Genomic DNA, 8,133 nt, shown 5'->3' on the forward strand with positions numbered 1-8,133 from the left:
ATGTGTCATATTGCATACCGGGGAAAGCAAAACCCCGGTCCCCGGTTTTCAATCCGATTTTCCAGTCCATCCGGACGGAAAACCACAATAAAAACCGGTACGCAACATACACTTTACGTTAACGCCAAGCTTGAAAAAACAAACAAATAACAATAGACTATGAACTATAAAGACAAATTATTTGAAATCGACGAGAAACAAATCAAATTCAGAAACAAAACATTATTCCCGTTTTTGATAATCTCTGTGTCATTAGTTATGACTTCCTGGATGTTTTCAAAAGATAATATCTTGACCGCCGCATCATCAATTATCGGAGTATTTCTTGCCTTTCTATTATTCAGATTGTTTGTTGGATTGTATCTAAATAACACGATTAATCTTTCAGATATATCTTTTGTAAAAGCGCAGCAATGGAATATGAGTATTGATAAAAACAGAAATCTTTTGGGAGTTGTCCGATATAAATATCATTTCCCGACAGGACTAGATAAAAAGACAAATCCACGAGTGATTTTTATACATGTAAAAGAGAAAAAAACAGCAGTAGGTTTTGTTCCAGAACATTTTGATAACGCAATTTCTGTACTAAAAGACAGAGGGATTGAAATAAAATGAATAAAAGCCAGGCGTTAACAAATTGTAATATGGCAGGCGGGGGATCTTGGCGGTCTGACAAGTCAGACCTTGCGCCCACTTTACTGCGGGTCTGACACGATTTCTTTCAGAAATCCCGCCCGACCACATACAAGTGACCGTTATGGGCAAGCAAAAGCAACCAGTTACACAAAATAAACATCTGAAAAATGAATTAAAATTGTAGACTATGAAAATCAAATTACTAAAAACTTATAATGTACTAATCGCAGGGATATTAGCCATATTGGGATTTGCAACGGCCTGTGATTCAAAAGATGAATACGGTACACCATCAGCGAAATTCATTGTAAATGGCAAAGTTACTTCGTCAGAGACAGAGCAAACTGTTGAAAATATTAGAGTAACTATGCAAGGTGATACGACTTATACAAATGCTGATGGAGAATATCAAGTCGTTGATAAATGGGGATTTCCAACAGACCAGACTTACAGTATTGAATTTCGCGACATTGATGGAGAAGTAAATGGAGAATTTAATGATTTGGATACAATTGTAGAATTCAAAGACCCCAAATTTTCTGATGGAGATGGCAACTGGTATAGCGGAGAAACAAGCAAAGAATTTGATGTAAAGTTGACACCTAAGAAATGACTGTAAGGAAAATATCGTTACGCAAGAAAATAGCACTAAATCTTTTTAAAAAGTACAAGGACAACGAGAGTAAAATTCACCAATTGAATTATATCCTTTGGGAATGTACTTTACGTTGCAATTTAAAGTGTATTCATTGTGGCAGTGATTGTAAAAAGGATGCTTCAATAAAGGATATGCCTGCCAATGATTTTTTAAGAGCAATTGACGAAATAACAGATATTGTTAATCCAAACAAAACAATGATAGTGTTAACAGGTGGCGAAGCGTTGTTAAGGAAAGATTTAGAACAAATAGGGACAAATTTATATAAAAGAGGTTTTCCATGGGGAATTGTATCAAATGGAATGCTATTAAATAAAAAAAGAATAGATTCTCTTTTAGATTCTGGATTAAGAGCAATTACTGTAAGTCTTGACGGTTTAGAAGAAAGCCATAATTGGCTAAGAGGAACTTCTAAAAGCTTTTCTTTTGCTTTGAATGCAGTTCGTTTATTGCCAACAATACCCCAAATAAAATATGATGTCGTAACTTGTGTTAATCAACGAAATTTTAATGAACTAAATCAATTAAAAGAATTGCTGATTAATGCAGGGATTAAAGAATGGAGAATATTTACGATTTTTCCAATTGGAAGAGCTAAAGAACATAAGGAATTACAACTTGAACCAAGAAGCTTCAAAGAATTATTTGATTTTATTTCACAGACGAGAAAAGAAGGAAAAATAAAATTAAACTATGGTTGCGAGGGATTTTTAGGCAATTATGAACAGAAGGTTCGAGATAACTTTTTTATTTGTCGTGCAGGGATTAATATTGCTTCAATATTGGCCGATGGCTCCATATCAGCTTGCCCAAATCTCAGAGAGAATTTCATTCAAGGAAATATTTACAAAGACAATTTCAGAGATGTATGGGAAAATAAGTACTCAGTTTTTCGTGATAAAAATTGGACTAAAACTGGAACATGTGCTGACTGTGAACATTACAAATATTGTGAGGGAAACGGAATGCATTTAAGGGATGAAAAAACAGGAGAATTATTATTTTGCCATTTAAAACGAATCGAAGAAGGTGAATCAATGCCAGCCCATAACATTTTGTATAAGTAATGGCAGGTAAAGTACTAAACATCAAGGCTTGTTGCCCGCTCAAACTGCGTAGCGGTTTGACAGGAAAGTACCACGCAATCTACCACTACTCATACAATTTACCGTCAGACTGTCTAAAAACCTCTTTCCATGAAAGAATTATTTGGGTCGCTGGCTTTAATAAGAATGAAATATTGAAACCTCAATGGCTTAATTTTACTTTTCAGACAGACTGCCGTTAGCCACAATTATAAAATGAAGATAGACAACGATAACATAAAGGAAATAAAAGGTTGGATAACACAACTTTGTGAAAATATTGAGTATTTCACCGAAGATGAATTTGAGTATGAAATTGGTGACGAATCCATTTATATAAGATTACCAGGCGATGACCAAGGTGAAGGTTTAGAAATTGAAGACTTTCTAAACTTTGGTTGGGAAATGTCTGGATTTAAAATCGTTAATAATGGACGAATCCAAACTACAACTCTATCTTATCAAATAATAAAAGCTGAAAGTGAAGATTTAGAGTACTATCTAAAAAACACTTCTGATTTTTTTCAAGAAAAAGATAGAATTGAATTAAGAATTGTTGAAGCACCAATTTACATCGGCATTGCCTGTGCAGAACTAGGTGCTTACCATGATGATTTTGGCTCAAACTATGAAAATTTATTAGCAATTGAAATCGCGTATGAAGATAAACGTGAAAAGTTAACTATAGAACAAGAGACTGAATTGATATATTCATACTTATTTGAAATTGCAGATTCGACAGGATTAATTTTCTTTTTATCAAAAATTGTAGAAAGAGACCCTGAACTAGAAGAAAAAATAGACGCAATTATTAATGGAGTCAGTAAGGATGAACCCGAGGATGAAGAAAAAGAAGAATTCATTTTAAAACCACTCTTAGCATATCATGAAAGCATGAAACTTTATGTTTCTGCACTTCAAACAAATGACAAAGAATTAAGACTTTTAAATTTTTATAAAATCCTTGAATATTACGCTCCAATCGTAATAAATATGGACTCATATGAACTACTGGCAAAAAAACTAGATTCTCCAAAAGTTCTAAATCCGAATAGAGATTTTTTAAAATCAATTTTTGATTTAGTTAATTCAACAAATCAGCGTTTAAGGGATAATGAGTTAATAAAATCGGTATTTAATACATGTTTTGATTTTATTGACACATTTGATTATCTACCCAAAACCTTACAATCAAAAGTATTAGGCATTATAAAGGAAAAAGAGATTAATTACGAAACGAAAAAGGAAAAACTTACACAAGCTGCAAATGTCGTTGCAAGTACGCTTTACAGTACTAGGAATAAAGTAGTTCATGCAAAATCAAATTTCGAACCAACAGGTGACGAGTGTCCGGACAATGACATTGAACAATTAAATATATTTTTAAAAGAAATAACTGCAAGAACTATTCGATGGCATATGAAATTACCTGAAATTCAAAAATAACAGTGGCTAACAAATTGTAAATTGCATTGCGGGGTTCGTGCGGTGTCGTTCGCTGGATTCTCGTTTCGCAGTTCCGTGTCCTTCGGACAGGAACGCTCTTCGAAATCCGCAACGACAACATGTACCAACCGTTGGCTTTAATATTAAGAAACATGCGTAACATAATTATAACATTCGGATTGATTGTACTGATAAGTTGCAACTCAAACAGTAAATCGGATTCGGAACAGACACAAGATGTTTATATTCCAGAAACGGATACAAGTATTTATGAAAGTTCAACGGTAGAGAAAATTATTGAAGAAAATAAACCGCAGACAAATTATTCGTTGACTTATTGGGATTCTGACACATTAAATCTTTGGGGACATCAACCATTAGATAAACACCTGTTTCTGATAAACTTTAATTCAGGTCAAGTTCATAAGGCAAAGACTACTTTGCACATCTCAAAAGAGGACGAAATAATTGATTTGATTGAATTGACTAAAATTGAACCTGCGATTTTTGAGGACAAAAGAGATTTAGATTTAGCCATATTTTCTGATAAGGAAATGATTGATTTTAAATTGCTGAAATTTGAAAATTTAAACAATGAGAGTCTAAGCAGTGAAATTGATAGTTTGATAAGGGAAACTTCCATGATTGATTCTCTGCTTAAAATAAATGGAAACGAACTGGATAATTCTGTAATTACATCGACTCCGATAATCAGTGAATTAAAAATCGATAATGTGGACATTAAAATTGCAACCTACATGATTTTCGATAATTCAACTACTGGACCTCGAATTGCATTTTTAAATGGAAAGATTTATCCAATATCAGGACAATGTTCATTTAAAGAGTTAATTCCATATTTAATCGATAATGAACTGTATATAAAAACAGGAGCAAGTTGCTGTGATTGTGGGATTGTAATTGACAAAATATATAAAATAACTAATGATTCGATACTTCTAAAATTTAATGATGGAAGTCAATCGATGTAATAAAATACTAAAGCCAACAATGTGTATAGTGCATAAGGGTTTCAGAGGTTTGCGAGCTGTATCACCCGCATCAACTTTTGGTAGTAACTTGACAGTTTTGAAGCCCGCAATCCCTTACGAAATCATACACTCACCGTTACCTGCAAGGTTAAAAAAGAAACAAAATGGATAAAACGAGATTAGTAACATACAGTTTGCTTGCGCACATAAATAATACAGGAACTTTAACCAAAGGACTAATAGATATTTTTGTTCCACTTGCGAAAAGTGCTCTGGCAGAAATGAATTCCTCCGAAATATATAGTGGCAAAAATATTTCGGAGATAAAAAAAGTAATAAATGGAATATATTCAATCGATATTCCGATTCCTGTTCTAAAAAATATTCTTCATCAAATTGCAAATGAAGTAAATACAGATAATGAAGAAAAATTTATAATTTATAAGGATGGTGCATTTTCAATAAAGAATTATGTTTTCAATGAATTTGAATCACTGATTGAAGAGAAAAAAATATTAATCGAAAATGTAGAACGATTATTTCAAGAGTTTTGTAGCCTAAATAATATTAACAAATCAGAGTATTCGTCAATTTTTAATTTTTTAGAAATTAATAAAACAACAATATCAAAATATTTAACAGAAAAACACGCAACTGGAAAAAAAGAAGACTATACTCTTGAAGCACAATTTGTTAGTTTCTTCAGACAGATTCCTCAAATTTATAATACAATTAAAGAACTATATCTTGGTTCTATTCTGTCATCATATATTGAATATTCAACAAAACCAATTGAGTTACAGGTAGAATTACTACTCGACACTAATTTTGTTATAAGTCTCATTGATTTAAACACACCCGAATCGACAGATACATGTAGAAAACTAATTGAGATTGCGAGACATAACGGATATCGCATTTCTATTTTAAATGACACTATTGATGAAATTCAAAGATTATTGCTTAGAAGAGCTGAACACTTTAATGAATCGTTCTTAACAAAGAAAGTTAATCCAGAGGATATCTATAATGCATGCGATAGAAGAGGATTAACTAAAACTGATTTAGAAACTATTTCTGACAATCTACCTAATTTACTGAATCAAGAATTTGGCATAGTTACTATTCCGATTACAACAAAATATTCAAATATTGCCAAGTTTAGCAAAGAATATAAAAATCTTCAGAAATTCAGAAACAATACTGTAGCAGCTTTACATGATGCTACTGCTATTTATTATGTTCGAGAAAAAAGAGGAAATAAAAGATTTAAAGCTTTCGAAAAAGTTAATTGTTGGTTTGTAAATAATGCATTCAACAACGAATATGATGATTTTTCGCAATGCGAAGAAGTATTTGGTAATGGTTTTCAACCAGAAATAATTAAAGCGGATGTTCTTTTAAATATTTTATGGCTTAGTAATCCAAATGTTGGGAAGGATTTGAACAGTGAAGAAATTATTAATGTTGGACTACCCGCTCTTATTTCAAGCGCTTTAAATGAGTCTTTACCAAAAAATGCAATCATTAGAGAATTAGACGATAACATCCAAAAATATGCTAAAGATAAGCTAAGCGATGAGCAAATTGTGAGAGTCGCTACAAGAATTGCAAACAAACAAATATCAAAAGTTGAGAATCTAAATAAGCTTGCAGATGAAAGCAAAGAAAAGTTCGTAAAAAGATTGCAAGTTGAAGCAGAAAAGCAAAAGAAAATTGAAGAAAAGCGAATAGCACAATTTGAAAAAATTGTTGTGGATTTGCGCAAAGAATCTGGAAAAATAAAAAAGGAAAAAGCAAATATAGAAGCAAAAGAAACAGAAAATGAAAGATTAAAAAATGAGTTGGTTATATCAAAAATAAAGGAATTAGAAAAAGAGAATCAAATCAGAGAAATTAAAAGAAGTGATTTGATAAATAAAGAACTTTCAAAATGGAGAAAAAAGTCTTGGATTGAGTTGTCTATTTCATTAGTGATAGCTGTAATTGGTCTTTTTATTCTTCTTATAAAATCAAACTGGAGTTTAAGCCTTGCAACAGAACTATTTATAAGTTTTAAAAGTAATATCCTTATTAGCTTTCTATTATTTTTCGCAGCAACAATTTTCTCTGCAATTATCATAAGGACATTATTCAATAAATACAGGAATATGTCAAATATAAAAGCATTTATAGACTTATTGAACATTCCTGATGATTTGAAAGAATTAAAACCCAGCAGGTAACAAAATGTAAATGTAATGCGGGTTTCAGTGGGTAATTTAACCGCAGTTCTTCGTTGCAACTCCGCCAATTCGTCTACGACGATTGACGGAAAATTTGAAAATATGAATAAACGAATTGGCTCCGTGCGTAATTGAAAGTTCATCACTTTTAATCCCGCACTCCACATAGCCAAACCGTTAACCACAAATTTAAAACTAACGATAAATGAAAAACTTACTTCTTATTTCAACCATGATTATTGCACTAAGTTGCACTACTCAAAGCCAAAACAACTTATCAAATGACCAAACAATTAAAGAGTGGTTTAATACAACCGAAATTAATGACTTAGTAAAAATCCAAAGTTTCTTTGACAGAAGTATTGGTTTGACAGAGAGTGATAAACAAGAAAATTTGGAAAAAGAGTACACCGACTTTTTTCTACAAAACTCTGGCATTGAAAAAGTATCAGACTTTAAACTGTCGATCAATTTCAGCGACCAAAAAAAACTTTATAATCAACTCGACCAAAAGACTTTTGATGACATTTGGAAAATTAGCTGGTCAACTAAATGGAATTCGAATGACACCTTAAAGCATATACAATTAAATCGACAAGGCAAATACGTGCAGTTTTTAAAGACATTTGGCGAACAAGGTACTGTAATTAACAGCTATTACAACTCGCTCGAAATAGCTGGAGATATTTCACCTACAATGGTTGCTGATCTAGTTAAAAACTATAAAAATTATAATATCAATGACCCAAAAATCAGACTAATAATTGCAATTCACTACTTGACACTAAATGATCAATTTGAAAGAAAAGAAAAATATTAAAAACTACTGCCAACACGTGGTATAAGGCATGGCTGGGTTTGTGCGGATTCGACAAGTCGAATCTCGTTTCAACCTCAGTTTCGGTCGGACTGGTCAGACTCTCGTCTGACCGCCACGACCTCATACCACCACCGTCAGACTGTCTAATGTCCCGTCCTAAAAAAAGGCTACACAAAATGTAGTAATTATGTATAAAAATGATGGTATCTTAAGAAGATACAGCGAGGGTTTCAAACTCAAAATTTTAGCCGAACTTAGTACAGGAAAA

General features: G+C 32.3%; 7 protein-coding genes. All 7 read left to right on the forward strand.

The annotated features are described in order from the left end of the window. Positions 1 to 159 precede the first annotated feature (159 nt). The 7 genes from GR929_RS21590 to GR929_RS21620 all read left to right on the forward strand — a co-directional run bounded on the left by GR929_RS21590 (position 160) and on the right by GR929_RS21620 (position 7,865). Positions 160 to 618 (forward strand): hypothetical protein, encoded by a 459-nt coding sequence (locus tag GR929_RS21590; RefSeq protein ID WP_159523891.1) that lies wholly within the window; start codon positions 160 to 162, stop codon positions 616 to 618. 208 nt (positions 619 to 826) lie between these two features. Then, complete coding sequence (locus GR929_RS21595; protein WP_159523893.1) at positions 827 to 1,252, forward strand: radical SAM-associated putative lipoprotein; 426 nt, start codon at positions 827 to 829, stop codon at positions 1,250 to 1,252. Next, positions 1,249 to 2,364, forward strand: a complete 1,116-nt coding sequence (locus GR929_RS21600) for a TIGR04133 family radical SAM/SPASM protein (protein ID WP_159523895.1) — start codon at positions 1,249 to 1,251, stop codon at positions 2,362 to 2,364. Before GR929_RS21595 ends, GR929_RS21600 begins: the two co-directional genes overlap by 4 nt. A 234-nt stretch (positions 2,365 to 2,598) precedes the next feature. Continuing rightward, positions 2,599 to 3,828 (forward strand): hypothetical protein, encoded by a 1,230-nt coding sequence (locus GR929_RS21605; RefSeq protein WP_159523897.1) that lies wholly within the window; start codon positions 2,599 to 2,601, stop codon positions 3,826 to 3,828. Positions 3,829 to 3,980: 152 nt separating this feature from the next. Next, complete coding sequence (locus tag GR929_RS21610; protein WP_159523899.1) at positions 3,981 to 4,820, forward strand: hypothetical protein; 840 nt, start codon at positions 3,981 to 3,983, stop codon at positions 4,818 to 4,820. A 164-nt stretch (positions 4,821 to 4,984) separates the two neighbouring features. Beyond that, the gene (locus tag GR929_RS21615) at positions 4,985 to 7,045 is read left to right on the forward strand and encodes a hypothetical protein (protein WP_159523901.1); all 2,061 of its coding nucleotides are present in this window, start codon (positions 4,985 to 4,987) and stop codon (positions 7,043 to 7,045) included. A 205-nt stretch (positions 7,046 to 7,250) separates the two neighbouring features. Then, positions 7,251 to 7,865 (forward strand): hypothetical protein, encoded by a 615-nt coding sequence (locus GR929_RS21620; RefSeq protein ID WP_159523903.1) that lies wholly within the window; start codon positions 7,251 to 7,253, stop codon positions 7,863 to 7,865. The last annotated feature ends 268 nt before the right edge of the window (positions 7,866 to 8,133 follow it).

This window comes from Sunxiuqinia indica (assembly GCF_009847015.1).
GTDB classification, from domain to species: Bacteria; Bacteroidota; Bacteroidia; order Bacteroidales; family Prolixibacteraceae; genus Sunxiuqinia; species Sunxiuqinia indica.

Excerpts from the sequence above, each read along its gene's own strand:
- GR929_RS21620 (WP_159523903.1), top strand. The coding sequence starts at position 7,251 with ATGAAAAACTTACTTCTTATTTCAACCATGATTATTGCACTAAGTTGC.
- GR929_RS21600 (WP_159523895.1), top strand. The coding sequence starts at position 1,249 with ATGACTGTAAGGAAAATATCGTTACGCAAGAAAATAGCACTAAATCTT.
- GR929_RS21615 (WP_159523901.1), top strand. The coding sequence starts at position 4,985 with ATGGATAAAACGAGATTAGTAACATACAGTTTGCTTGCGCACATAAAT.
- GR929_RS21590 (WP_159523891.1), top strand. The coding sequence starts at position 160 with ATGAACTATAAAGACAAATTATTTGAAATCGACGAGAAACAAATCAAA.
- GR929_RS21610 (WP_159523899.1), top strand. The coding sequence starts at position 3,981 with ATGCGTAACATAATTATAACATTCGGATTGATTGTACTGATAAGTTGC.
- GR929_RS21605 (WP_159523897.1), top strand. The coding sequence starts at position 2,599 with ATGAAGATAGACAACGATAACATAAAGGAAATAAAAGGTTGGATAACA.
- GR929_RS21595 (WP_159523893.1), top strand. The coding sequence starts at position 827 with ATGAAAATCAAATTACTAAAAACTTATAATGTACTAATCGCAGGGATA.